Origin of the sequence: Flavobacterium suzhouense (assembly GCF_042684765.1) — a bacterium.
In the GTDB taxonomy this organism is placed as follows: domain Bacteria; phylum Bacteroidota; class Bacteroidia; order Flavobacteriales; family Flavobacteriaceae; genus Flavobacterium; species Flavobacterium suzhouense.
Genome location: NZ_JBHUMD010000004.1, coordinates 39,438 through 62,290, shown reverse-complemented (window position 1 = coordinate 62,290; position 22,853 = coordinate 39,438). Strand labels below are relative to the sequence as shown.

General features: G+C 38.0%; 23 protein-coding genes. 14 read left to right on the top strand and 9 right to left on the bottom strand.

The window, feature by feature from the left end:
- Nucleotides 1-52 precede the first annotated feature (52 nt).
- From ACFSR3_RS02515 to ACFSR3_RS02470, 10 genes are all read left to right on the top strand, one after another.
- Nucleotides 53-1,984, top strand: a complete 1,932-nt coding sequence (locus ACFSR3_RS02515; protein WP_379819583.1) for a PBP1 and LysM peptidoglycan-binding domain-containing protein — start codon at nucleotides 53-55, stop codon at nucleotides 1,982-1,984.
- A gap of 2 nt (nucleotides 1,985-1,986) precedes the next feature.
- The gene (locus ACFSR3_RS02510; protein ID WP_379819582.1) at nucleotides 1,987-2,385 is read left to right on the top strand and encodes an OsmC family protein; all 399 of its coding nucleotides are present in this window, start codon (nucleotides 1,987-1,989) and stop codon (nucleotides 2,383-2,385) included.
- Nucleotides 2,386-2,488: 103 nt separating this feature from the next.
- Nucleotides 2,489-2,950, top strand: coding sequence for a lipocalin family protein (locus ACFSR3_RS02505; protein WP_379819581.1), 462 nt, complete (start codon nucleotides 2,489-2,491; stop codon nucleotides 2,948-2,950).
- Nucleotides 2,951-3,048: 98 nt separating this feature from the next.
- Nucleotides 3,049-3,276: a DUF3820 family protein gene (locus ACFSR3_RS02500; protein WP_379819580.1), complete on the top strand. Its 228-nt coding sequence runs from the start codon at nucleotides 3,049-3,051 to the stop codon at nucleotides 3,274-3,276.
- Nucleotides 3,277-3,540: 264 nt separating this feature from the next.
- On the top strand, nucleotides 3,541-5,157 hold the full coding sequence (locus ACFSR3_RS02495; protein ID WP_379819579.1) for a CTP synthase: 1,617 nt from the start codon (nucleotides 3,541-3,543) through the stop codon (nucleotides 5,155-5,157).
- A 65-nt stretch (nucleotides 5,158-5,222) separates the two neighbouring features.
- Nucleotides 5,223-7,130 carry a membrane protein insertase YidC gene (yidC, locus tag ACFSR3_RS02490; protein ID WP_379819578.1) on the top strand — a complete coding sequence of 636 codons (1,908 nt, stop codon included), beginning with the start codon at nucleotides 5,223-5,225 and terminating at the stop codon, nucleotides 7,128-7,130.
- 102 nt (nucleotides 7,131-7,232) lie between these two features.
- Nucleotides 7,233-7,940 (top strand): toxin-antitoxin system YwqK family antitoxin, encoded by a 708-nt coding sequence (locus ACFSR3_RS02485; RefSeq protein ID WP_379819577.1) that lies wholly within the window; start codon nucleotides 7,233-7,235, stop codon nucleotides 7,938-7,940.
- Between the two features lie 44 nt (nucleotides 7,941-7,984).
- Nucleotides 7,985-9,172 (top strand): tRNA 2-thiouridine(34) synthase MnmA, encoded by a 1,188-nt coding sequence (mnmA, locus tag ACFSR3_RS02480; protein ID WP_379819576.1) that lies wholly within the window; start codon nucleotides 7,985-7,987, stop codon nucleotides 9,170-9,172.
- Between the two features lie 200 nt (nucleotides 9,173-9,372).
- A complete protein-coding gene (locus ACFSR3_RS02475) occupies nucleotides 9,373-10,017 on the top strand; it encodes a TatD family hydrolase (protein ID WP_379819575.1) in 645 nt (214 codons plus the stop codon).
- A complete protein-coding gene (locus tag ACFSR3_RS02470; protein WP_379819573.1) occupies nucleotides 10,010-10,735 on the top strand; it encodes a tRNA threonylcarbamoyladenosine dehydratase in 726 nt (241 codons plus the stop codon). Before ACFSR3_RS02475 ends, ACFSR3_RS02470 begins: the two co-directional genes overlap by 8 nt.
- Nucleotides 10,736-10,779: 44 nt before the next feature.
- Here the strand turns inward: ACFSR3_RS02470 and ACFSR3_RS02465 are convergent, their stop codons facing one another.
- The 8 genes from ACFSR3_RS02465 to ACFSR3_RS02430 all read right to left on the bottom strand — a co-directional run bounded on the left by ACFSR3_RS02465 (nucleotide 10,780) and on the right by ACFSR3_RS02430 (nucleotide 18,864).
- The gene (locus ACFSR3_RS02465; RefSeq protein ID WP_379819572.1) at nucleotides 10,780-12,069 is read right to left on the bottom strand and encodes an effector binding domain-containing protein; all 1,290 of its coding nucleotides are present in this window, start codon (nucleotides 12,067-12,069) and stop codon (nucleotides 10,780-10,782) included.
- Nucleotides 12,070-12,193: 124 nt separating this feature from the next.
- The gene (locus tag ACFSR3_RS02460; protein WP_379819571.1) at nucleotides 12,194-12,571 is read right to left on the bottom strand and encodes a hypothetical protein; all 378 of its coding nucleotides are present in this window, start codon (nucleotides 12,569-12,571) and stop codon (nucleotides 12,194-12,196) included.
- Between the two features lie 3 nt (nucleotides 12,572-12,574).
- Nucleotides 12,575-14,119, bottom strand: coding sequence for a COG3014 family protein (locus ACFSR3_RS02455; RefSeq protein WP_379819570.1), 1,545 nt, complete (start codon nucleotides 14,117-14,119; stop codon nucleotides 12,575-12,577).
- A 16-nt stretch (nucleotides 14,120-14,135) separates the two neighbouring features.
- A complete protein-coding gene (locus ACFSR3_RS02450) occupies nucleotides 14,136-14,726 on the bottom strand; it encodes a penicillin-binding protein activator LpoB (RefSeq protein WP_379819569.1) in 591 nt (196 codons plus the stop codon).
- Nucleotides 14,727-14,954: 228 nt separating this feature from the next.
- Nucleotides 14,955-15,464 carry a YfaP family protein gene (locus ACFSR3_RS02445; protein ID WP_379819568.1) on the bottom strand — a complete coding sequence of 170 codons (510 nt, stop codon included), beginning with the start codon at nucleotides 15,462-15,464 and terminating at the stop codon, nucleotides 14,955-14,957.
- A 466-nt stretch (nucleotides 15,465-15,930) separates the two neighbouring features.
- Nucleotides 15,931-16,545 (bottom strand): response regulator, encoded by a 615-nt coding sequence (locus ACFSR3_RS02440; RefSeq protein ID WP_379819567.1) that lies wholly within the window; start codon nucleotides 16,543-16,545, stop codon nucleotides 15,931-15,933.
- Nucleotides 16,538-18,253, bottom strand: a complete 1,716-nt coding sequence (locus tag ACFSR3_RS02435) for an ATP-binding protein (protein WP_379819566.1) — start codon at nucleotides 18,251-18,253, stop codon at nucleotides 16,538-16,540. Before ACFSR3_RS02435 ends, ACFSR3_RS02440 begins: the two co-directional genes overlap by 8 nt.
- Before the next feature lie 89 nt (nucleotides 18,254-18,342).
- Nucleotides 18,343-18,864, bottom strand: a complete 522-nt coding sequence (locus ACFSR3_RS02430; RefSeq protein ID WP_379819565.1) for a hypothetical protein — start codon at nucleotides 18,862-18,864, stop codon at nucleotides 18,343-18,345.
- Nucleotides 18,865-19,229: 365 nt separating this feature from the next.
- Between ACFSR3_RS02430 and ACFSR3_RS02425 the strand changes: the two genes are divergently transcribed.
- Nucleotides 19,230-19,613 (top strand): pyrophosphohydrolase domain-containing protein, encoded by a 384-nt coding sequence (locus tag ACFSR3_RS02425; RefSeq protein WP_169521347.1) that lies wholly within the window; start codon nucleotides 19,230-19,232, stop codon nucleotides 19,611-19,613.
- 123 nt (nucleotides 19,614-19,736) lie between these two features.
- On the opposite strand, the gene ACFSR3_RS02420 is transcribed toward ACFSR3_RS02425, so the two are convergent.
- Nucleotides 19,737-20,804: a branched-chain amino acid aminotransferase gene (locus ACFSR3_RS02420; protein WP_379819564.1), complete on the bottom strand. Its 1,068-nt coding sequence runs from the start codon at nucleotides 20,802-20,804 to the stop codon at nucleotides 19,737-19,739.
- Between the two features lie 216 nt (nucleotides 20,805-21,020).
- On the opposite strand from ACFSR3_RS02420, the gene ACFSR3_RS02415 reads away from it, so the two are divergent.
- Genes ACFSR3_RS02415 through mnmD form a run of 3 tightly spaced genes read left to right on the top strand, consistent with a single transcriptional unit; the run spans nucleotide 21,021 to nucleotide 22,774 of the window.
- Entirely contained in the window at nucleotides 21,021-21,656 is a 636-nt protein-coding gene (locus ACFSR3_RS02415) for a DUF4920 domain-containing protein (RefSeq protein ID WP_379819563.1), read from the top strand.
- Nucleotides 21,656-22,111 (top strand): hypothetical protein, encoded by a 456-nt coding sequence (locus ACFSR3_RS02410; protein ID WP_379819562.1) that lies wholly within the window; start codon nucleotides 21,656-21,658, stop codon nucleotides 22,109-22,111. Before ACFSR3_RS02415 ends, ACFSR3_RS02410 begins: the two co-directional genes overlap by 1 nt.
- The gene (gene mnmD, locus ACFSR3_RS02405; protein WP_379819561.1) at nucleotides 22,112-22,774 is read left to right on the top strand and encodes a tRNA (5-methylaminomethyl-2-thiouridine)(34)-methyltransferase MnmD; all 663 of its coding nucleotides are present in this window, start codon (nucleotides 22,112-22,114) and stop codon (nucleotides 22,772-22,774) included.
- Nucleotides 22,775-22,853 lie beyond the last annotated feature (79 nt).

Here is a 22,853-nt window from a genome sequence, read left to right as displayed (position 1 = left end):
TTTGTAAACTATAAATTTGCATTTGTTAAATTGTTCTAAAATAACCCACACCATGAAGTATTTCGTAATTTTTATTTTTTCATTCGCATTGCTGTCAACACCGTCTTATGCACAGGATTATAAAAAGCATAAAGTTGCAAAAGGGGAGACTATAGCAAGCATTGCAAAAGCATATAAAATTACACCTTACGATATATACCGCCTTAATCCGGATGCTAAGAACGGGCTTAAAGAGAATACCACCTTGTTGATCCCTTCCGCTTCTAAGGCCCCGCAAACCGAACCGGTAAAAGAAAAAACTACAAAAGTTGCTAATACCATTCATGAAGTTCAGCCAAAAGAAACGCTTTTCAGTTTGTCAAAAAAATATGATGTTTCTGTAGATGATATCAAGAAAGCTAATACTGTGACGCTTGAAAATGGCTTACAGGTAGGACAGAAAATCATTATTCCGATTAAAGGTAGCGGTGTTGCTGCTCAGGTAAAAGCTGAAAAGAAAGCTGAGACAAAGCCTAACCAGCCTTCATACATGTATCATGTGGTTGAAAAAGGTGAGACCAAATATTCTATTGCTAAAGAATATGGTATGACAATTCAGTTACTGGATGAATTGAATCCGGAAGTGAAAGATACGCTTCCTTTGGGTTATAAACTTAAACTTGATAAAAATGCTATTATCAAGAAAGAGGGTATGGTTCAACCTGCTCAACCCGTAAAAGAATATGTCGATTACCAGGTACAGCCTAAAGAAACGCTATATAGTTTAACCAAAAGAACCGGCCTGACCGAAGAACAGATTGTTGCCTTAAATCCTGACGTAAAAGATGGTCTGAAAGATGGTATGGTACTGAAATTGCCTAAAGGTGTAAATACCGAATTTGTGGCAGATGTATCTAATAAACCGGTTACAGGTCTTGCTGCGACCCTTAAAAAGTCTGAAACTAAAGAATTAGCGTTAGTGTTGCCTTTCCATATTGCAAGAATTGAGTCAGATACTATTCGCGCTAAACTTCTGCGTTCTGATAAGTTTCTTAATATGACGCTTGATTTTTATGCAGGAGCAATGATGGCTATAGATTCGGCTAAAACGCTTGGATTGCCTTTAAAAGTTAAGATATTAGATTCTAAAGAAAGCAAATCTTCTTCAGATGTTTCTGCACTTGCGGGTGGTCTTGCAGGTATGGATGCAATTATTGGTCCTTTCTTTCCAAATAACGTTGAAACCTTAGCCTCTTTATTGGCTAATAAAGGTGTTCCTGTTATTTCGCCACTTTCAAAAGAAGAAGCTAAATCATTTAGTAATTTATATCAGTCGGTGCCAACTTCGGAAACGGTGCGTGGGGCAATGCTGGATTATCTGAAAACTAAAAATGGTAATATCATAGCAGTGGTTGATGCTAAGAAAAATAGTTCAAGACAATTTATAGCTACGAATTTGCCTGTAGCCAAATTTGCTTCACTTAATGCAGATGGAACACTTATGATTGATGCTCTTAAGGGTATGCTTGTAAAAGACAGGTTGAACTATGTGATACTAGAAACTGAAAGGATAGGAATGATTTTAGGTACAACCAAGGCTCTTGTGGAGTCGCTTTCTGATTATCAGATTCAGCTTGTGGTGTTAGAGCGTTATGATACTTTTGATAATGATGAATTGCCACTTTCAAGGCTTGTTTCGCTTAAAATGTTGTATCCGTCAGTAACCAATGACAGTGATTCTGCCAGAAGCCTTTTGTTTGCCAAAGTTTTCAGAGAGAAAAATAATGTAGTGCCTAATCAATATGCGACAAGAGGTTTTGACTTGACATTTGATACGATTCTTCGCATTTTCCAACCGGAAAGTTTTAAAGAGGTTTCGGCTGAGAAGGCATCAGAGCAGGTAGAAAATAAATTTGCTTATACAGCAGCAAAAGGGGGTAACCATAATACAGGAGTGTATATATTGTATTATGACCAGGATTTAAGTACTAAAATAGCCGAATAATTATGACATCTAAAGTAACATACCTTGGAGATTTAAGAACATCTTCAATTCATATACAATCAGGAGCAGAGATTCTTTCTGATGCGCCAAAAGACAATCATGGAAAAGGAGAGGCTTTTTCGCCTACCGATACGGTTGCAAATGCTCTTGCAAGCTGTATGTTTAGTATTATGGGTATAAAAGCCCGTGATATGGAAATTAATCTTGAAGGTTCAATCGCTGAGGTTACCAAAACCATGGCAGCAGAGCCCAGAAGGATTGCAGGGATAAAAGTGGTGTTTCATATGAAATCAAATGCTGATGAAAAAGCTCAAAAGCTTTTAGAAAGGGTAGCGCTACATTGCCCGGTACATCATAGCCTGCATCCTGATATTGTTCAGGAAGTGATATTTAACTGGTAAAAACACTTATGGTTATATAGGTAAAAACCTCCCTTTAGGGAGGTTTTCTTTTTTTTGCCGGCAGTAATTTTGGTATAACAAATTCATAAACCAAATTATTAAGATGAAAACAATTACCCGATTTTTAAAATTTACCTGGATGATGTGCTTTTTACTGACTACCTTTCTTTTTGTTTCCTGTAGTGATGACAGCGATGAAGATGATAACTCATCAGACAATTCTAAAATTGTAGGCGTGTGGCAGAAAACAAAAGAAGAGACCAGACAGGGTTCTGAAGCCTGGGAAGACGTTACTGAAGATTGTGATCTTGATGATACCGAGGAATATGTGTCAGATGGAGATTGGGCATTGTATCCGGGAACTGTTACCTGTGGCAGTGCTAATGTAATCAATGGTTCATGGGAGCTAAGGGCCAATGGCACAAAAGTAGTGTATACCTATGATGGCTTTCAGGACGAGTTTGAGAGCAATATAGAGGAACTAACAGCTGCTAAAATGGTGCTTACGCATAGTGCAGGAGATATAGATGATACCCAATACAGGGATACATATGTAAAGCAGTAATAATAATTTTATACTGTAATACTAAAGTATTGTTATGATTAATTACACTACTTTTGCCCTGCCTGTCGGTAGGGCATTTTTATTTTAAATCTTCACTTTTGGACCAACAGAAAGAATTCCTGATAAAACTCGCGCATACTAAAATGCCTTTTGGTAAATATGAAGGCAGATACCTGATTGATTTGCCGGAGCATTATGTAGTGTGGTATCAAAACAAAGGTTTTCCGGCGGGGCAGCTGGGGCAAATGCTGCAGTTAGTTTATGAACTCAAGCTTAATGGTCTTGAGAATCTAATCAGGAATATACAACGCCAATATCCTAAATAATTTTCTAATGTAGCAATTGTTTAATGTACCAATTTAAGGAAGGAGTTGTAATTGTTACATTAAATCATTGATACATTGTTATATTAAATAAGACAGTTTGGCAGGTTTTATATTCATAGCACTATTTTTGGTTAAAAAAATAAACCTGTTGATGGTGTAGTAATGATTACATTGGTACATTAAATAATTGATAGATTAAACATCAATTAATTTTTGTACTTTTGCCACGTTTTTTACAACAGCAACACAACACATATTTTACAAATGAATCAGACAAAGTATATTTTTGTTACAGGCGGTGTGTCTTCTTCTTTAGGAAAAGGAATTATAGCAGCATCACTGGCAAAACTACTGCAGGCAAGAGGTTACAGGACTACAATCCAGAAATTTGATCCCTACATTAATGTAGACCCGGGTACACTTAACCCGTATGAGCACGGAGAATGTTATGTTACAGATGATGGCGCGGAAACAGATCTTGACCTTGGGCACTATGAAAGATTCTTGAACGTACCTACTTCTCAGTCGAATAACGTTACTACAGGAAGGGTTTACCTTTCGGTTATCGAAAAAGAGAGAAGAGGAGAGTTCCTGGGTAAAACCGTTCAGGTTGTACCTCACATCACAAACGAAATTAAAGAACGTATGCAGCACCTGGGCAATACAGGTGACTACGATATTGTTATTACCGAGATTGGTGGTACAGTGGGTGACATTGAGTCGCTTCCTTACATCGAATCAGTAAGGCAGTTGGTATGGGAGCTTGGTGAGAACAATGGTATTGTTATCCACCTTACGCTTGTGCCTTACCTTGCTGCTGCGGGTGAGCTTAAAACAAAACCTACACAGCACTCTGTTAAGACATTGATGGAAAGCGGTATTAAAGCCGATATTCTTGTTTGTCGTACAGAACATGAACTTTCTTCAGATCTTCGCCAGAAACTGGCCTTGTTCTGTAATGTGAAGAAAGAGGCTGTTATCCAGTCAATTGATGCTTCTACCATTTATGAGGTACCAAACCTTATGTTAGAGGAAGGTCTTGATAGGGTAACGCTTAAAAAACTTGACTTACCTGAGAAAAATACTCCGGATCTTAAGAACTGGAACCAGTTCTTGTTCAGACTTAAAAATCCTAAACATACTGTAAATATTGGTCTTGTTGGAAAATACGTAGAGCTTCAGGATTCTTATAAATCAATCATTGAGGCGTTTGTACATGCGGGTTCTGCAAATGAAACCAAAGTTAACGTAATCAGTATCCACTCTGAATACATTGACAGGGATAATGCTTCGGAGAAACTAAGTGGACTTGATGGTATTCTTGTTGCTCCTGGTTTTGGAGGACGAGGTATTGAAGGTAAAGTAGAGACCGTGCGTTATGCCAGAGAAAACAATATTCCTTTCTTCGGAATTTGTCTGGGTATGCAAATGGCTGTTATTGAGTATTCAAGAAATGTACTGGGATGGAAAGACGCTAACTCAACAGAAATGAATGAGAACACACCACACCCGGTTATCAATATCATGGAAGAACAAAAGACCATTACCGACAAAGGAGGTACAATGCGTCTTGGAGCATGGAAATGTTCCCTTGAAGAAGGAACACTTGCAAGCAAAATATATGATGGAGTTGCTGAAATTCAGGAGCGTCACCGTCACCGTTATGAGTTTAACAGTGCATATAAGAGCGATCTTCAAAAGGCAGGTCTTAAAACATCGGGAGTTAACCCTGATACCGGACTTGTTGAGATTATTGAGCTGGATAACCACCCATTCTTTATCGGGGTGCAATACCACCCTGAGTATAAGAGTACCGTAGCAAATCCGCACCCTCTTTTTGTAAACTTTGTTAAGGCAGCGGTTAAGAAAAAAAGCAACTAAGTAATACCATAAGGTATTCAATATAAAGATCCGGTAAACCGGTAAAAGCGAAATATTATTTTATAATGGAAGAAAAAAGATTAGACTTAAAAACGATAGTCGGTTTTGGTTTGATAGCAGCGCTGATGTTATGGATGATCTATAACAATACTGCTGAAAAAGAAAAAGAATTTCAGGAAAAAGCTAAAAAAGAGCAGGTACAAAAAGCTCAGGCAAAAAAAGCAGCTGAAGAAGCTAAAACAGCTTCCATTATTAATGATTCAACAGCAACTGACTCTGTTAAGATTGCTAAGCTTAACGGTTCATTAGGTGCATTCGCTTACAGTGCTTCGCTTCCATCAGCTAAAAATACAGTGACGGAGCTTAAAAGTAAACTGCTTACGCTTAAAATAGCTAATAAAGGTGGTTATATTCAGGAAGCAATCGTAAACGATTTTACAAGACTGACTAAAAGTTCAGGACAACAGGTAGAGCTTATTAAAAACAATAACGCTAACCTGAACCTGCAATTTAAAACTCAGGATAACCGCATACTGAATACAAAAGATATGTATTTTGAGCCTTCACTTTCTAAAGAAGGTGATGCCGATGTGCTTACAATGCGTCTTAAGGCTGGTGCTAATCAGTTTTTAGAGTATCGTTATGTGCTTAAGCCTAACGATTACATGATGGATTTCTCAATCCGTTCTCAGGGACTTGCTCAGATTGTTGACACTTCTAAGCCGATGGATTTGGAGTGGATGATGAAAACGTACCGTAACGAGAAAAGTGTTAGCTATGAGAACCGTTACACTAAAGTGGTTTATGAATATGAAGGAGGTAAGGATAACTCTTTAAGTGAAGGTTCTAAACTTGATGATGCGACAGCTGAAGATGTGTCTTACATTGCTTTCAAACAGCACTTCTTTACTTCAATCCTTTTAACGGATACTCCTTTCAAAAAGGCTCAGATGACTTCTGAAAACCTTGTTAAGGATGAGAAAGTTGATACACTGTTCACTAAAAAATTAACGGCTAAAATGCCTCTTGAGTTTAAAGGTGGTGAGCTAAGCTATAACATGAATATGTATTATGGTCCTGCGGATTATAAAACTCTTGACGACTATAATAAAAACCTTGACGAGATTATTCCTTTAGGTTGGGGTATCTTCGGGTGGATCAACCGTTATATATTCATACCTGTATTTACATTATTAAGTGGTTTCCTTCCTTATGGTATGGCAATCATCATCTTTACAATACTGGTAAGAATCGCTATGTCTCCGGTTACTTATAAGTCGTACCTTTCTCAGGCTAAGATGAAAGTACTTCGTCCTGAGATTGCAGAGCTTAACGAGAAGTATAAAAAAGATCCGATGAAGAAACAGCAGGAAACTATGAAGCTGTACAATAGTGCGGGTGTAAACCCAATGGCAGGATGTTTGCCGGCACTAATGCAGATTCCGGTATTCTATGCGCTATTCCAGTTCTTCCCGTCGTTCTTTGATCTTAGACAGCAAAGTTTCCTTTGGGCAACCGACCTTTCATCATACGATTCAGTTTATCACCTGCCATTCTACGTTCCTTTCTATGGAGATCACGTGAGTTTGTTCCCTATATTGGCATCGGTAGCGATTTTCTTCTACATGAAGATGACAACAGGCGACCAGTCTATGGCTGCACCTCCTCAGGAAGGTATGCCGGATATGAGCAAACTGATGAAAGTAATGATTTACATCTCTCCGGTAATGATGCTTATATTCTTTAATAACTATGCATCAGGATTGAGTTTGTACTACTTTATCTCTAACCTTATCACAATAGGTATCATGCTTGTAATCAAGAATTACATTGTGAAAGATGATAAGATTCATGCTCAGATTCAGGAAAACAAGACCAAGCCTAAGAAACAAGGTCGTTTCCAGAAAAAGATGCAGGAAATGATGGAGCAGGCACAAGAGCAACAAAAGCTTCAGCAGAGAAATAAAAAATAATACAAAAGCATCTGCCGCGGCAGGTGCTTTTTTTCTTTGGCTCACTTTTAGATATAATAAAAAGAGCTTAAATTCGATTAATAAAAAAACAACAATCATTATATGATAAACAGGGTTTCAGCTTTAGTAGCCTTATTGCTTATTAGTGCAGTTTCATTTGCACAGAGTCTAAACCAGACGGATGCTGCCGGTAAACGTCACGGCCTTTGGAAAGGAACTTATGAAAAATCAAAACGTGCCCGTTATGAAGGTACTTTTGATCATGGTAAAGAAACAGGAACTTTCAAATTCTATGAGGATAATAAGACTTCAACACTTGCAGCAACAAGAGTGTTTGCAGCGGATGGTTCGTGTGTAACTACTTTTTTTGATGAAAAAGGTAAAAAGGTGAGCGAGGGTAAAGAAGTGAATAAATTACGCGAAGGCGAATGGAAGTTCTATGATGCCAAAACGGAGAAATTACTTTCAACTGAGCCTTATGTAAACGGAAAGATAAACGGAGTGCGAAAAGTATATTTTGCTAATGGTGCTTTGGCTGAAGAAGTTGCCTATGCAAATGGAGTAAAGCAGGGTGCTTATAAACAATATACCGAAAAAGGTATTGTACTTGAAGAATCGACCTATAAAAATGATAAGATGGATGGCCCTGCAACCTTTAGGAATGCTCATGGTGAGGTTGTAAGCAAAGGACAATTTGCCAATAATATCAAGACCGGTAAGTGGGAGTTTTTTGAAAAAGGTAAGAAGGTTAGGGAAGAAGATATGACCAACAAAAAAGTACAGTTGGCACGCAAAGAGCGCAAAAACTAATTTTTGTCGTACTTTTGCAGAAATTTTTTAAGAAAGGAATTAAAATGAAACGTGTAGTAGTAGGGCTTTCAGGAGGTGTAGATTCGAGCGTTGCAGCCTACCTGCTTATGGAGCAGGGCTACGAAGTCATAGGTCTCTTCATGAAGAACTGGCATGATGACAGCGTAACGATATCTAACGAATGCCCGTGGCTGGAAGACAGCAACGATGCATTACTGGTTGCCGAAAAGCTAGGAATACCATTCCAGACGGTAGACCTTAGCGAACAATATAAAGAACGTATAGTTGATTATATGTTCAATGAATATGAAAAGGGCAGGACGCCAAATCCTGATGTACTTTGTAACCGCGAAATTAAGTTTGACGTTTTTATGAAGATTGCCCTTAGCCTCGGTGCAGATTATGTGGCTACAGGTCACTATTGCCGTAAAGGAACGATTGAAAAAGATGGTAGAGAAACATACCAGCTTCTTGCCGGTGTTGATGGAAACAAAGACCAGTCGTACTTCCTTTGCCAGCTTTCGCAGGAGCAGCTTTCTAAAGCGTTGTTCCCAATAGGTGAGCTTACAAAACCACAGGTACGTGAAATAGCTGCAAAAATGGAATTGGTTACTGCTGAGAAAAAAGACTCGCAGGGACTTTGTTTTATAGGTAAAGTAAGATTGCCGGAATTCCTTCAACAACAGCTTCAACCGAAAGAGGGGCTTATTTATGAAGTGAATGCTGATGTTGCAACATATAATGAAGCTGCACCTGAGTTCACGACGGTTAAAGAGCAACTAGCCTACGAAGCTAAAAACATCGATTACAAACCCGAAATGGGTAAAGTGGTTGGTAAGCACCAGGGTGCGCATTACTTTACCATAGGACAGCGTAAAGGCCTAAATGTAGGGGGTACTAAAGAAGCACTTTTCATTATCGCTACGGATATAGAAACCAACGCTATTTATACCGGTCAGGGGCACAACCACCCCGGACTTTTCCGTAAGGCATTGTTCATTCAGGAGGATGAGATACACTGGGTACGTGAAGATCTTGCCCTGAAAGATGGCGAAACTATGGATGTGATGGTACGTATACGTTACCGTCAGCCATTACAGAAAGCTACGCTTCACAAGTTTGATAACGGAATGTACATTTCGTTTGAAGAACCGCAATCGGCCATTACCGAAGGACAATTTGCCGCATGGCACATAGGCGATGAGCTTATTGGCAGCGGAGTGATTTCGTAATGATTTGTCATTCTGACGAAGGAAGAATCTAAAATCTAAATATATAACGCCCTATACTGAAAAGTGTAGGGTGTTTTGTTTTTAACCACCAAGAACACTATGTTATTTCACAAGGTTCACAAAGCTTTGTGTTCTTTGTGATTTCTTCTTGGTGAGCTTTGTGGTTAAATATAGTATCTTGCATACTAATTAAAATTCCGATGCTCTACAACCTACATACCCATAAATTGTCAAGCGATACCAACATCTTCGATATCGTAAATCGTTATCCATACGAAGATATTGATGTACCGTTTTTTTCTACGGGGATTCATCCGTGGCATATTGATGAAGAGAAGGTGTATGAGCATTTGGCTATTATAGAAAATCGACTTTCATTACCCGGTTGTCTTGCCATTGGCGAATGCGGATTGGATAAACGCATCGAAAAACCGCTCGATTTTCAGATAGAAGTGTTTGAAAAACACTTACTATTAGCGAAAAAACATCAAAAACCCGTAATTTTGCACCTTGTTGCTGCGTTTCAGGAACTGATAGAAGTGCATAACCGCATTAAACCAGGCGTGCCGATGATCGTTCATGGGTTCTCTAAGAACATTCAGGTTGCGAAGCAATTGCTGGATAATGGGTTTTATTTGTCGTTTGGCAAGTACCTGCTGCGTAATCCTGAATTGTCGGCTGTATTTGCTGAAGTCCCTGCTGACAGGTTCTTTTTAGAGACTGATATGGTAGAAGAGAGCATTACTGAAGTATATGCTAAAGCTGCGACAGCAAGAAATATTGATATTGAAGATTTAAAAGATATAGTAAGCACTAATTTTAAAACCGTTTTTAAGAATGGCTGATTGGAGAGAAAGGGCAGAGCTCCTTTTTAAAAAAGAAGGACTGGAAAGATTAAAGAATGCACACGTAATGGTGGTTGGCCTTGGAGGCGTTGGTTCCTTTGCGGCTGAGTTCCTTGCAAGGGCAGGAGTGGGTAATATGACTATTGTGGATGGTGACGTGGTAGATATCACGAACATCAACCGCCAGTTACCGGCATTGCATTCTACAGTGGGGCAGCCAAAGGTAACTATCGTTGGTGACAGGCTTATGGATATCAATCCGGAACTGAACCTGATACGTGTACAGGAATTCCTTTCTCCGGAACGTGCTTACGAACTGGTTACGCCTGAGTATGACTACGTACTTGACTGTATTGACAGTATTACGCCTAAATTGAACCTCTTAATCTCGGCAAGACGTCAAAAGGTTAAGATCATCAGTAATATGGGTGCAGGAGGCAAATATGAGGCCGGTAAGGTGCGTGTTGCCGATATCAGCAAGACAGAATACTGCCCGTTGGCAAAAACGGTACGTAAACGCCTTAAGAAAGAAGGGATATCAAAAGGAGTAAAAGTGGTTTACTCTATTGAATATCCTGACCAGACAAGCCTTAAAATGACGGACGGCTCTAATTTCAAAAAATCATTCTTTGGAACCAACAGCTGGATTCCCGCAGTCTTCGGATTACATTCCGCTGAAACAGTAGTCAAGTACCTTATAGGTCACGGTAATAAATAAAAAAATGCCCTTCGAAAGAAGGGCATTTTTTATAGCGATATTTTTTATGGTGTAGTCGTTGTTTGGGTTGCCGGCTTCTGCGTTGACGAAGCTGGTTTTGTAGCAGCAGGTTTTGGTGCCGGTTTGGTAGTTGTTCCTGTTCCCGGTGTCAAGACTGGCTTTCCTGTTGTCCCCGCCGGTTTCGTACCTGTAGCCGGTTTAGCAAAAGTTCCCGTTGCAGCTCTTGGTGCGCGTACTCCTGTTGTTACAGGAGCTACGGTTGCCTGTTGTACGGCAGGTGCCTGAATTGAATCTGTTACAGGAAGGATAGTAGGAGGCCCAATTGGAACATAAAGATCCGTTATCCATTCTGATGGGCGCTTAGATTTTAGTACGCCTTTGCTGTAAAGCTCGATATAAGTACCAGTTGTGTTTTCTTCCAGTGCTTTCTCTGTGATATATTTGTGAGCAGCATCCCAAGCCTTCGGCAGGTGGGAATAATCACCTTTCAATGTTGTTTTTAAGGCTTTAAATTCGGTATATTTTCCACCTTCATACTCGCTACCCGGAGATGTGAACATCTCTTCTTTGATAGGGATACAAATTACATATGATGCTGTACCCTCTGTTTTGTTGTAATTCCTGTAAAGGATGAACGGAGAACCTTTCTTCACAATTTTGTTCTTTTTCATGAAGTTAAGGAGCTTAGGAAAGGTTTCAGCCGATTTTTTATTAATATCTTCTATTTTAGAAGTAACTGCATGTCCAATGTAAAATGCTCCTGTTTTATTAACTAGTCCTTTAACTTCTACTTCATTTTTAGCAAGTTCATTTACAAGGAATGAGTTTAGGTTTTTAAGGCCGTTATCCAGAGAAGTTTCCATAACCTTGTTTACATTTCCGCCACCACGAAGGAAAGCATTTGCCTTTTCCATAAAACTAAGGTCTCCACGCATACGAATGGTTACTTTGGTGTTTTTAAGGGTGTCTTTAAAATTCCAGGCTATATCAGAATTCAGGCCATCAATTACAGCCTTCTGAATGATAGAATCATTTTCTACCAGTTTAACGGTTTGTACTTTTCCGGTGCTTCTGTCTTTTTTCCATGACATCGTAGCGCCATTACCTGATGAGTTTTCAGAATAGGTATATACAGCAGTGGTATCACTGCCGGTAAGAATTCCCAGGTTTTCCCAGTTTTTGTATTCGTTTATATAGTTGTAAAGCACCATTTTAGGTACTTTTATTACGCCTTCTTTTTTGATGTCATATTTCCCATCCTGGGTTGCTATAAAAACGGTAACCGCAACTACTGACAGAAGCAGTAGGAGAAACACATATTTAACAATTTTCATGTACAGAAAACTTTAAGTTTGTTGTAAAATTATGACAATTTATTTTAACAAACCAATTATCTTTTAAAGTTCGGAAAAACACGACGAAATACAAAAAAAGCCTCCTGAAACGGAGGCTTTTATATTAATGATCGCATTCTAAGAAATCGTCAGGATAAGGAGAGAGACTTACTTTGTCTACTAAAAGAAAGATGTCACTTTCTGCAGTATAGATGTCTATTTCTTCACTTATCTTCCCGGGATTCATAGTTTTCCTGTGCGTAGTGATATTATATTCCTGCAATTTGTCGGTAACATGGTAATTAAAAGAGATTACTTCGCGATAATCGCTTTTGAACTGTAATTTCCAGTGGTATTGTTCACCACGTTTCTCTTCAGTTTTCAGTCTGTAGGATATTTTAGAGTAGCAACTGGTTTTTTGCCAGTCATCCCATCCGGTATTATCCTGAGCAAAAATCGAAATGCAGGCAAACAGTAAAAGTATTGACAATAGCTTTTTCATACCTTATGGTTTTATGGGTGTTTCTGTATTTATTGTAGCGCCTGTCTTTTCATCTGATTCTGTTGTAACAGGCTGCTCGACAGGTTTATCAGGATTAACCTGAGTCCTTCCAAGGTCAAAATAGTTTACAATCTGTAGTCCTTTTTTATACGGTATGGTAATTACGTCTGTATCTACCACGCCATTAGGTCCATATTTTTTTATCGTAAATTTATTTTCGCCTTCTTGCAAGGGTACACGTGCATAACCAATAGTACCGGGTAGTGATTGCCAGTTTCTGGTGTCTGCTTTTTCGGTTGCAGCTCCTGCTATATCACCGCCAAGCCTGAAAATATCTTCGCCGTCGTCGCCCAGCATACTTTTACCTAAAGCGGCCAAACCTGCACTTGCTGCTTTCTTGGCAGCAAAACGGGCTACTATGTCTACCACTTCACGTAGCATCCTGTCTTTCAGACATTGTTTGGCAATAGGATAAAAGTCCTGTCCGGTTTCTAGAGGTAATTCCCTGTCGTTTACAAGTATTGATGCCCTGCTGTAAAAACTCTCCCTTTTCCTGTATTTTGGGATAGCAATTGCATTTACAGTACCTACATTAAAGCCCATCGGGATTGGCAAAAAGAAATCTACCAGCTTACCATCTTCCATATACGAGGCATAAAACCAATAATTTGCAGCCGAGTAGGTTAGTATTATCTGGTCTTTGGCAGGAGCGAGGCCATTCTCCCAAAAGATAATAGCTTCTCCCGAAGGCACCGCAGGATCCGGCTGTACTAATGAGCCGTTAGCACCTGTTTTTGGCAGCTCAATTGGCTGAAGGTTGTATTTTTTAAGATAACGGTTATAGTCATCTATAAAACCCATTTGTTTTGCTGTGCGTGCCAAATCGTACTTCAGTTGCTCAGGCATAGCAATACCAAAGAAATTTCCGCCATCCGTATCATATATTTCGGCAGCATTCCTGTAAGCTATAAACGCATTGTTTATGTCCCCTGTACTTTCATATATGAGTCCCTGCAATATTTGCGAAAAGGCATCACGACTATACTTGTTCTTATTGTCTTTGTATTTCTCATTAAGTTCAAGCAGCTTAATGTCAATCCTCTTGGCTTCAACAAGAGCTTCGTTAGGCAGTCCAAGATGAAAATAATTGAGTGCCATATAATAATGAATGGTCACCTTTTCAAAATCTTCACCCTTGTAAGGCTCCGCCATTGGGTTTGTGAGCTTGGCAGCAACAACTTGTCCGGCATTTGAGCGTATCTTATCATCAATCATGATGTATGCCTTCTCAAAGAGCAGGTTGCTTGCCCTGTAATTGCCGAGCAGATGTTCCATCTTTCCTTTTTCCATAAGATATAGCAACCTGTTCCTGTCTTTATTCAGGAATTTATTGGTTTCAATCTCATTAACGGCTTTTTTAAATTGTCCGTTATAAAGGTCAGATTCTAACGTAGTCTTCGTATTGTAAGTGCCACAGGAATACAGGCCGGTCAGTAGGAGCACAGCAGCTGTTTTAGAAATAGCAGAAACAGTATTCTTAAGTAGCATAAAAATTACTCAGGAATTACTTGATGTACTTTTTGATCTTTTTGTCACCTATCCAAACTTTTTCATTAGTCTGAATGTTGGTAAGTTCAAGGTCAATCTGGTAGTAAACTGTTTTTTCTTTTTTGTTAGAGTCAACGATAGAGTTGATAGTTCCTTGTAGCATGAAATCAGCACCGTTCTCAAGACCAAATTTTTTCATGGTAGATTGTGAAGCAAAGTTTTGCTGATCAGCTCTTTCAGCACGAATCTCCTCACGTTTAGCTCCGGCCTGAACCAGTTTCATTCTTCCTGAATTGATGATCGCTTTTTCGATGTCTTTAGAGAAAGTTTCCGATTCGATATGTTCGTGTGATTTATTTGTAATAAGGCCAACGATGATAACCGGTTTTTTTCCTCCGTTTTCCGAAGCATAAGTGCTGTACCATGAATGTGCCATTAGATCGGCAGTAATAGCCTCGGCAGTAAGTCTTGAATCGGTTTCGTTCCAACGTCCGCTAAGGTCGGTTACGCTTTGTTCATCTACGCGTGTTACCTTCTGGCTTCCGCAGTTTGATAGTGTCAGTCCTAAAGCGGCAGCTAGGATGAATTTGTAGGTAAATTTTTTCATGTGTTTTATTGATTAAATGATTTGTAATTTAATAAAAAAATGTGTGTTAATATTGTCTTAAACAAACAATGTGCCATTTTTTTGCAAATCTCTTATAAACAGAAAACACTCGCGTACGAGTGTTTCTAAGTTAGATTTTATCTTAGGATTATGAAAAATTCTTACGTTTTAAACAGTGTCTTAAAAAACTTTTCAAATGTATTTTTGTCATAATCTGTAATCTGAGTTTTATTGCTGATTATGTGTCCATTGTTGTGTCATGCCTGATGATAAAGTTCCTGTTTTGGTTTCCAGAACTTCACCATTCCTTACAACTCTTAATGTGTAATCTGAAGATGTACTACCTCCATTGCCACAAGTATCGTAGTACTCAATCCAGTATTTATAAGTTCCTGTTGGAGCTGTACCTGCTTCCCAGAAAATATTTTCATTAGGTCCCTGTGGGCAGTCTTCGCATAAGCAGTCTACATCCAGTTCGCCGCCCTGTCCAAAAGGATTCAGGTAAGAAATCTCTGTTCCGTCCGGAGTTATTACGTGCAAATCAAGGTCTACGTTATCTTCATTGGTAAACTTTAGGTTAAAACGCGGGTTTCCCGGTTGTCCTACAAGTTCAGGCTCTTCAGTAACCTGATTGTTGTTGTCATCATTGCTGTTGCATGATAGAAAGAGACCAAAGAAAGCCAGTAAAGCTACTGCCATTTTGGTGTCAGGATTCAAGAAAAAGTTTTTTCTTTCCATGGTTTAAATTGTTTTGGTTGTTAATAAATATAAATTGGTTTTAGGTGTGCGCTTTTTTTGAACCTTAATTCTCCTAAAGAACCTTATTTAGCTCTTAGTGTCTGAATTAGAGTGTCAAAAATCAAATTTAGGGTATAGTGTAAAATAAAAAAATACCTATTTATTGGTATTTTTTATGAGTTTCGATATGTTTTTTACGAAACCAGAGCAGATGATTGTAAAAATTTAATTGATATTCTTCAGAATAAAATTAAAAGATATTATAATCTCCTCTTAACAGGCGACGCTGTTTTGCGAAAGCGCTTTTTTTGCGGCGAAAGATGCGGTAAAAAAGTGCGGTTATTTTATTTGGTTTTTCCATAGCCCCCTATATTTTATGTGTTGTATATGGTAACACTACAAATTTGAGGATAAACCTAAAACGAAAAAATACCCATAAGAGGGTATTTTTTTAAAAAATTACTTACTAAAAGTCATATTTTTTCTCCATCGAATAGCGAAGGAGTTCGCTTTTTCCCTGAAGGCTCAGTTTCTTGAGAATGTTCTTTCTGTGAGTGTCTACTGTTGTTTTGCCTATAAAAAGAATATCCGCAATATCTTGTGAGGTTTTGCCTTCGCCGATAAGCTTAACAATTTCCATTTCGCGTTTGCTTAAGGGTACGTCCTGTTCTGTCTTTTTTATATTGGTATTCTTGAGTATGGCGTCAAAATATTCTTCGCCATCCATCACTGTCCTAATGGCAGTGACAACTGTTTTAAGCGATGAGTTTTTCATGATATAACCGGAAGCGCCCGCTTCCTGCATTTTAGTAACCGCTTCATCCTGTTCAAACATGCTAAAGGCAATAACCCTCATGTTTGGAAAATCTTTTTTTATCTGAATGGTTGCGTTAATGCCATCCATTTTAGGCATACGGATGTCTGTTAGCACCACATCGGGTTTTCTAAGCCTTACTATTTCAATAAGCTTTTCGCCATCGTTAGCTTCGCCAACAACCTGTATGTCTTCTTCATATTCAAGAAAAAGCTTGATACCGTCTATAAGTGACTGATGGTCTTCTGCTATTACTACGTTAATCATTGTCTACAGGTATATCTATTATTATTGTTGTTCCTTTGCCCGGAGTTGAATCAATTTCTACACTACCACCTAATTGGTTAATCTTTTTCGTGATGTTTGCCAGTCCCATACCGTCGGCATCATCAAGGTTTATTTTGGAGCTGTCAAAGCCTACACCATTGTCTTCTATCATGATGTTTATGCTGTCGCCATGATCGGTAAGGTGAATGGTAGCCTCAGTTGCCTGAGAGTGTTTTATTATATTGGTCGAAAGTTCCTGCACCGTTCTAAAGATAGCGATTTCCAATGAATTTTCCAGTCTGTCAGCAAAACCAAACGGAATTACCTGAAGCTGGATTTTGCCCGGGATGGATATTTTTTCAGCTAGTTTCTGTATAGCCGGAATAAGACCTTCGCTGGCAAAAACCCCTGCATTTTTAGCGTGGGCAATACGGCGGACTTTTTGGTAGGCTTCTTCAATAAGTTCGTCGGTACGTTCGTAAAGTTTGTTTTCTTCTTCACGAAGCTCCTTTTTCCGAATCCTTAGGTTTTCAAAGTTTAGTTTTAATGTAGCGAGCATACTGCCAAGATTGTCATGAAGGTCATTAGCTATACGCTGACGTTCCTTGTCCTGGCCTTCAAGTATCATGTCAATACTGTTAAGCTCGTATTCTTTCATAGCTTTTTCAAACTTCTGCTGTTCGATAAGCTTTTCCTGTTTTGATATTTTTTCCCTTCTTCGGGAATTCTTTATTATCAGGGCTGCAATTGCAATTATGGCAATAAGCAATATGATAATAGAATAGATTAAAATTTTGCTGGTTTTTACTTTACCTTTTAAAATGGTATTCTCAAGCTCTCTTTCTTTAGTCCTGTACTTTTTGTCAAGGTTGTTGATAGCTATGTTTTGCTCTACTATATTTAAACTATCGCTGAACTGTTTATTTAATTGCAGGTATTTGTAGGCATTACTATAATCGCGAATGGCATCATAATTTTTATATAAAAACTCATAAATTTGTTGATTCGTCTTGTTTTTAAATTTACTCAGAGGTAAATTATCAGCCATTTTAAGATATTCAATAGCTTTTATATGATTGCCTAAATAGTAATATGAAGCGGCATGATTCATGTAATTATAGCATAAATTTTCTACTGTGCCATTAAGTTTTATGCCTTCAAGCTCCTTATCAAGGTAATATAATGCTGAATCAGGTTTATGAAGTTGTTCATTGTAAATTGCCGCTATGTTAGAGCATAGTTGATTTGCTGCTTTCTTGTTACTGATTTTATTGAAAATAGCTATGGCTTTCTTGAAATTTTTAAGACTTTCTCTTGGATGATTATTGTCAAAATCATTTTCTCCTAATATTACATAACTTATAGCAATTCTTGAAGAATCACCTTTTTTATGTGCATATGCAATGTATTCATCAAAGTATTTTTTATAAATATTACTATAATTTTCTTCTCCAGTAATAACATTATAAATTTTGAGATTTATATCCATTGCCCTATCTATGCTATCAATAGACAGGTATGCTTTTTTTGATTTTAAATAGTACTGGTAAGCCTCATTAATTTTCGAATTAAACGATAATTCCTGAGCTTTTATATAATAAAATAAAGCCTTATCCGATTTTGAAAGAGTCGATTCTTTAATAGTTTTTAGGCTTTTGAATGCGGCTTCATACTCATTTTGTTCGATTAAGGATTTGATGTTAATCAAATCTTTAGAATAGGATTGACAAAAAGCCCTGCTAATAAATAAGTTTATTAGCAGGAATAATAATAATCTCGGAAAAGGCTTTATCATAATTAAAATTTAGGAACTGTACTCATTCCCGTTTTTTTGGGAGTATCTCCCATTAAGTTAAGTTCAGTTTGGTGATTACCACTTGCCATTATTTCTGTACGTAATGATGGTATCATATCAAATGCTTTTTCAGCGCATGTTTCCTGATAAGCGGTGTTTGAATTTGTGTCGTGATAAACAATTACAAGTCCATCTTTTGATGATGGGTCAAAAGCAGAAAAATTTGGTAGTGCGTTTAGTTGTGTCAGCTGACCGTATTCGCAGATGCAATTGCATTCACATATGTCATCATCACTAGGTGAAAGATCATCCCCATTGTCATTTGTTTTTCTCATGTACACAAAAATTGCATTGCATTGCTTTCCGTTTATTATTTGTGAAACATCAAACGACCTGAAAATATATGGATTGGATTCATCGTTTTGCGGCAATAAGATTTTTAAATAAAGTTCATTATCATTAAAATAACTGCTAAACGAGTTTAATGTGTACGTTTTGTCTTTTGTTAAGTTTTCATTCTCCATGGTGTGTGTATTTATTGATTGTTATTAAATGCAAATATGCTAAACGGAAAGTAAAAAAAAATCCCCATTAGTGGGGATTTTTGAAGTTATAAAATTAACATTATTTTTTAAGAAAAATCTTTAGTATAAATAATATTGCAATAAAACTAAGAAAGCCTAAAAGTATCTTATAGGTACCCTTATAGTATTTTTTATGTGTTATTAGGTCTTTACGGTACATAACTACCATGGTGATAACAAATGCGATAAAAAACAGTACTGCAAAAACCAACTGGCCGGTTGTAAACATGTTGAAATCTTTTTCGCAAAGGTACAACATCAGGGGAGTATTTTTAGCTATTTTTAGATCACAAATTTTAGAAAAAATGAAAAAACAATTAGATGCGGTAAAGCAATTCCATGATGCTTTTGGGCTTGGTAGCAGCGAATCGCCAAGAGGTACACTTGGTGAGGCAGTGAATATGCTTCGTTTTAACCTTATGAAAGAAGAGAACGAGGAGTATCTGGAGGCTGTTCAGAATGATGATATCGTTGAGATTGCCGATGCCCTTGGCGATATGCTATATATACTTTGCGGGACTATTATTGAGCATGGCCTTCAACACAAAATAGAAGAGGTATTTGATGAGATACAACGCAGTAACATGAGTAAGCTTGGTGCTGACGGAAAGCCCATATACCGTGAAGACGGAAAGGTAATGAAAGGTCCTAACTACTTTAAACCAAACTTTGAGGAAATACTGAAGTAGGTTTGGGGTTTTGAGTTTTGGGTTTCGAGTTGCCAATTGGAACGAAAAGAGGGTGCTTAAAACTTAAGCACCCTCTTTTTTGTATGGCTGAGTGAGAACCCGAAACCCGGAACCCGAAACTCGTTACACCTTAACCGTCCACCCAAAGGTATCTTCGGCAAGTTTGTATTGAATGTTATTTAGTTTTTCTTTAAGGTCTAATGCTATTGAATTTTCCTGTTTTGGTAGCTCATAATATTTATCCTGATAGCTAAAGCCAACGATAGGGTTTACTACCGCGGCTGTTCCCGCTCCAAATATTTCTTTTAAAGTACCATTTTCAGCAGCTTCGATAAGTTCAGCTACCAGTACCGAACGTACTTCTACCTTAATGTTCTCACGAGCCGCAAGCTCTATAAGGCTCTTACGGGTTACGCCATCAAGGATCCTTTCGCTTGTTGGTGCTGTATATAATGTATCGTTTATCCTGAAGAATACGTTCATAGTACCCGCTTCTTCAAGTTTGGTATGTGTAGCGTCGTCTGTCCAGATAATTTGCTGGAAGCCTGCTTCGTTCGCCAGTTTAGTGGGGTAGAACTGTGCCGAATAGTTACCGGCAGCTTTAGCAGCACCAATACCACCATTGGCGGCACGGCTGTAATGTTCGGCGATGATAACTTTTACTTCACCTGAGTAGTATGATTTAGCAGGTGAAAGTATAATCATGAAACGGTATTGAGTAGAAGGTGCAGCAATTACTCCCGGTCCTATCGCAATCATAAACGGCCGGATATAAAGAGAGTTACCTTTACCTTTTTTAACCCATTCTTTCTCTATTTCCAGTATTTTTTTAAGTCCGCCAATAAAAACCTCTTCAGGTACTTCCGGCATGGCAAGCCTTACAGCAGATTTGTTGAAACGGTCAAAGTTTTGATCAGGTCTGAAAAGCCATACGTCATCATGCTCATCCTTGTAGGCTTTCATACCTTCAAAGATTGCCTGTCCGTAATGAAAAACTTTAGCAGAAGGATCTATGAGAAAAGGTGCGTAAGGTTTAATTTCAGGAGTTTCCCATTGGCCATTCCTAAAATCACATACTAGCATATGGTCTGTAAATGTGTTGCCAAAAGATAAATTTTCAAAATCTACAGAACCAATTTTTGATGTCTCTGCTTTGTTGATTATAATGCTGTCAGTAGCGTTATTACTCATTAAAATTCGTTTTCGTGTTGGTTTAAATGTTTAGGTCGCATTAATTGCAAATTTACTAAAAAAACAAGTTGAAGGTTTCGTTTTGAATAATTTTGAGATACGAATAATTAAATCGTTGAAAGAAAGTGTAATAAAATGACGAAATTATAAGTATGCACTTGCAAGGTTAAAGAATCTGTATAATTTTGTAACATAAAACCAAATTTTCGTTAAATAATGAAGAAATCACTTTTCATGGCCGCAGCGGTACTTGTACTGGCAGCCTGCCAAAAGAATAAAGAGTCGGAGGCAGCTATCGAATCAGCATCAAATGATACCATAACAACGATTACCGATCAGGTTGAGGCTGCACCAGCAACTACCGAAGAAAATTCAGAAGCGGCTCAAAGTGCGAATGCAGAACCGGCTGAGGAAATAAAAGCGGTTAAATCTGAAACGGCAGTTAAAGTTGATTATGCTTCTTTTGGTGATAAAATACTTGCGGATAAAGCCATTTCTAAAGAAGAAATGATTAAAAAATATAAGTCGCTTAAACCGGGTGATACGGTTAATGTAAAATTCAAATCGAAGATCAATGCCGTATGCCAGAAAAAAGGCTGTTGGATGTCTATGGCACTTCCGGGCGGTAAAGAATCATTCGTTAAGTTTAAGGATTATGCCTTTTTCGTACCTCTTAATGCTACTGATCAGGAAGCTATAGTGAGTGGTAAAGCATTCGTGAGCGAAACTTCGGTAGCTCAGCTTAGGCATTATGCAAAAGATGGTGGAGAGTCTGATGAGGCTATTGCTAAAATCACCGAGCCAAAGATCGAGTATAAATTTATGGCCGATGGTGTGCTAATTAGTAAATAATGAAAAAACTATTGTTGATTGTTGTTGTTGCATCAATTACTTTTGCATCATGCCAAAAGAAAGCTGAAACTGTAAAGACCGATGATGAGAAATGTGCTCCTGCCAAAAAAGAAAAGGAGTTCAAAATGTATGAGATGTCTGAAATGGCAGCTTTGATGGAGCAGATGTATGTTGACAACCAAAGGCTTAAAGAACGTATTGTAAATGGTGATACCATTGGTAATTTCCCTAAGCACTTTTTAAAGATACATGTATCGGTAATGACCGACGAAAAAGACAACGATGCTTTTTTTAAGGAGCAGGCCGGCAAATTCCTGAAGGCGCAGGAGCTTATCTATAAAGATTCGCTAAATGCTAAAAAACATTTTAATGATGCGGTGTCATCATGTGTTGCCTGCCATGAGCAGAAATGTGAAGGGCCAATACCCCGCATCAAAAAACTTTATATCAAATAATTGAAAAGAGAAATTGTAATTACGAACGACGGATCGGTTACCATATATGTACCGGATATGGATGAGAATTATCATTCAAGGTATGGTGCTATCCAGGAGGCGTATCATGTATTCATAAAAAACGGGCTTGCTTTAACAGAAGGCAAGCCTGTTTCTATTTTAGAAATAGGCTTCGGAACGGGGTTAAACTGCTTTATCACTTACCTCGAAACACTTAAAACAGGACAGGAGGTAGATTATACAGGAGTTGAGGCTTATCCTGTTTTACAGGAGGAAGCCCTTCAGCTTAATTATGTAAGCCAGCTTAATGCTAATGATAGGCAGGAAGTATTTAATACTTTGCATTCGGCAGATTGGGGTGTGCCTGTTAAACTTTCTGAAAAGTTTACATTAACAAAAAGGCAGCAACGCTTTGAGGATATAAATGACAAAAGTGTTTTTGACCTGATCTATTTTGATGCTTTTGGGTATCCTACCCAACCAGAATTGTGGAGTGAAGAAATTTTTGCTAAAATGTATACCGCATTAAAAGACAAAGGCATACTAGTAACTTATGCGTGCAGAACAGTTATTAAAAAGGCTATGCAGTCAGCAGGATTCAGTGTGAAAAAAGTTCAGGGACCACCCGGTAAAAGAGAAATGCTGATTGCTTTTAAAGGTTAAAAAAGTGTTAATAAATTGAAGTATCCAAAAGTTAAAAGCTGAATTGTTGAAAACTATTTCGTTTTCGATGAAAATATTT

What these genes read in the sequence shown, in the direction of transcription:
- ACFSR3_RS02470 (WP_379819573.1), top strand. Translation starts at nt 10,010, where the DNA reads ATGGCTGATTGGAGAGAAAGGGCAGAGCTCCTTTTTAAAAAAGAAGGA.
- ACFSR3_RS02415 (WP_379819563.1), top strand. Translation starts at nt 21,021, where the DNA reads ATGAAGAAATCACTTTTCATGGCCGCAGCGGTACTTGTACTGGCAGCC.
- ACFSR3_RS02425 (WP_169521347.1), top strand. Translation starts at nt 19,230, where the DNA reads ATGAAAAAACAATTAGATGCGGTAAAGCAATTCCATGATGCTTTTGGG.
- ACFSR3_RS02410 (WP_379819562.1), top strand. Translation starts at nt 21,656, where the DNA reads ATGAAAAAACTATTGTTGATTGTTGTTGTTGCATCAATTACTTTTGCA.
- ACFSR3_RS02455 (WP_379819570.1), bottom strand. Translation starts at nt 14,119, where the DNA reads ATGCTACTTAAGAATACTGTTTCTGCTATTTCTAAAACAGCTGCTGTG.
- ACFSR3_RS02440 (WP_379819567.1), bottom strand. Translation starts at nt 16,545, where the DNA reads ATGATTAACGTAGTAATAGCAGAAGACCATCAGTCACTTATAGACGGT.
- ACFSR3_RS02475 (WP_379819575.1), top strand. Translation starts at nt 9,373, where the DNA reads ATGCTCTACAACCTACATACCCATAAATTGTCAAGCGATACCAACATC.
- ACFSR3_RS02495 (WP_379819579.1), top strand. Translation starts at nt 3,541, where the DNA reads ATGAATCAGACAAAGTATATTTTTGTTACAGGCGGTGTGTCTTCTTCT.
- ACFSR3_RS02465 (WP_379819572.1), bottom strand. Translation starts at nt 12,069, where the DNA reads ATGAAAATTGTTAAATATGTGTTTCTCCTACTGCTTCTGTCAGTAGTT.
- ACFSR3_RS02510 (WP_379819582.1), top strand. Translation starts at nt 1,987, where the DNA reads ATGACATCTAAAGTAACATACCTTGGAGATTTAAGAACATCTTCAATT.
- ACFSR3_RS02515 (WP_379819583.1), top strand. Translation starts at nt 53, where the DNA reads ATGAAGTATTTCGTAATTTTTATTTTTTCATTCGCATTGCTGTCAACA.
- ACFSR3_RS02445 (WP_379819568.1), bottom strand. Translation starts at nt 15,464, where the DNA reads ATGGAAAGAAAAAACTTTTTCTTGAATCCTGACACCAAAATGGCAGTA.
- yidC (WP_379819578.1), top strand. Translation starts at nt 5,223, where the DNA reads ATGGAAGAAAAAAGATTAGACTTAAAAACGATAGTCGGTTTTGGTTTG.
- mnmA (WP_379819576.1), top strand. Translation starts at nt 7,985, where the DNA reads ATGAAACGTGTAGTAGTAGGGCTTTCAGGAGGTGTAGATTCGAGCGTT.
- ACFSR3_RS02485 (WP_379819577.1), top strand. Translation starts at nt 7,233, where the DNA reads ATGATAAACAGGGTTTCAGCTTTAGTAGCCTTATTGCTTATTAGTGCA.
- ACFSR3_RS02430 (WP_379819565.1), bottom strand. Translation starts at nt 18,864, where the DNA reads ATGGAGAATGAAAACTTAACAAAAGACAAAACGTACACATTAAACTCG.
- ACFSR3_RS02505 (WP_379819581.1), top strand. Translation starts at nt 2,489, where the DNA reads ATGAAAACAATTACCCGATTTTTAAAATTTACCTGGATGATGTGCTTT.
- ACFSR3_RS02460 (WP_379819571.1), bottom strand. Translation starts at nt 12,571, where the DNA reads ATGAAAAAGCTATTGTCAATACTTTTACTGTTTGCCTGCATTTCGATT.
- ACFSR3_RS02420 (WP_379819564.1), bottom strand. Translation starts at nt 20,804, where the DNA reads ATGAGTAATAACGCTACTGACAGCATTATAATCAACAAAGCAGAGACA.
- ACFSR3_RS02450 (WP_379819569.1), bottom strand. Translation starts at nt 14,726, where the DNA reads ATGAAAAAATTTACCTACAAATTCATCCTAGCTGCCGCTTTAGGACTG.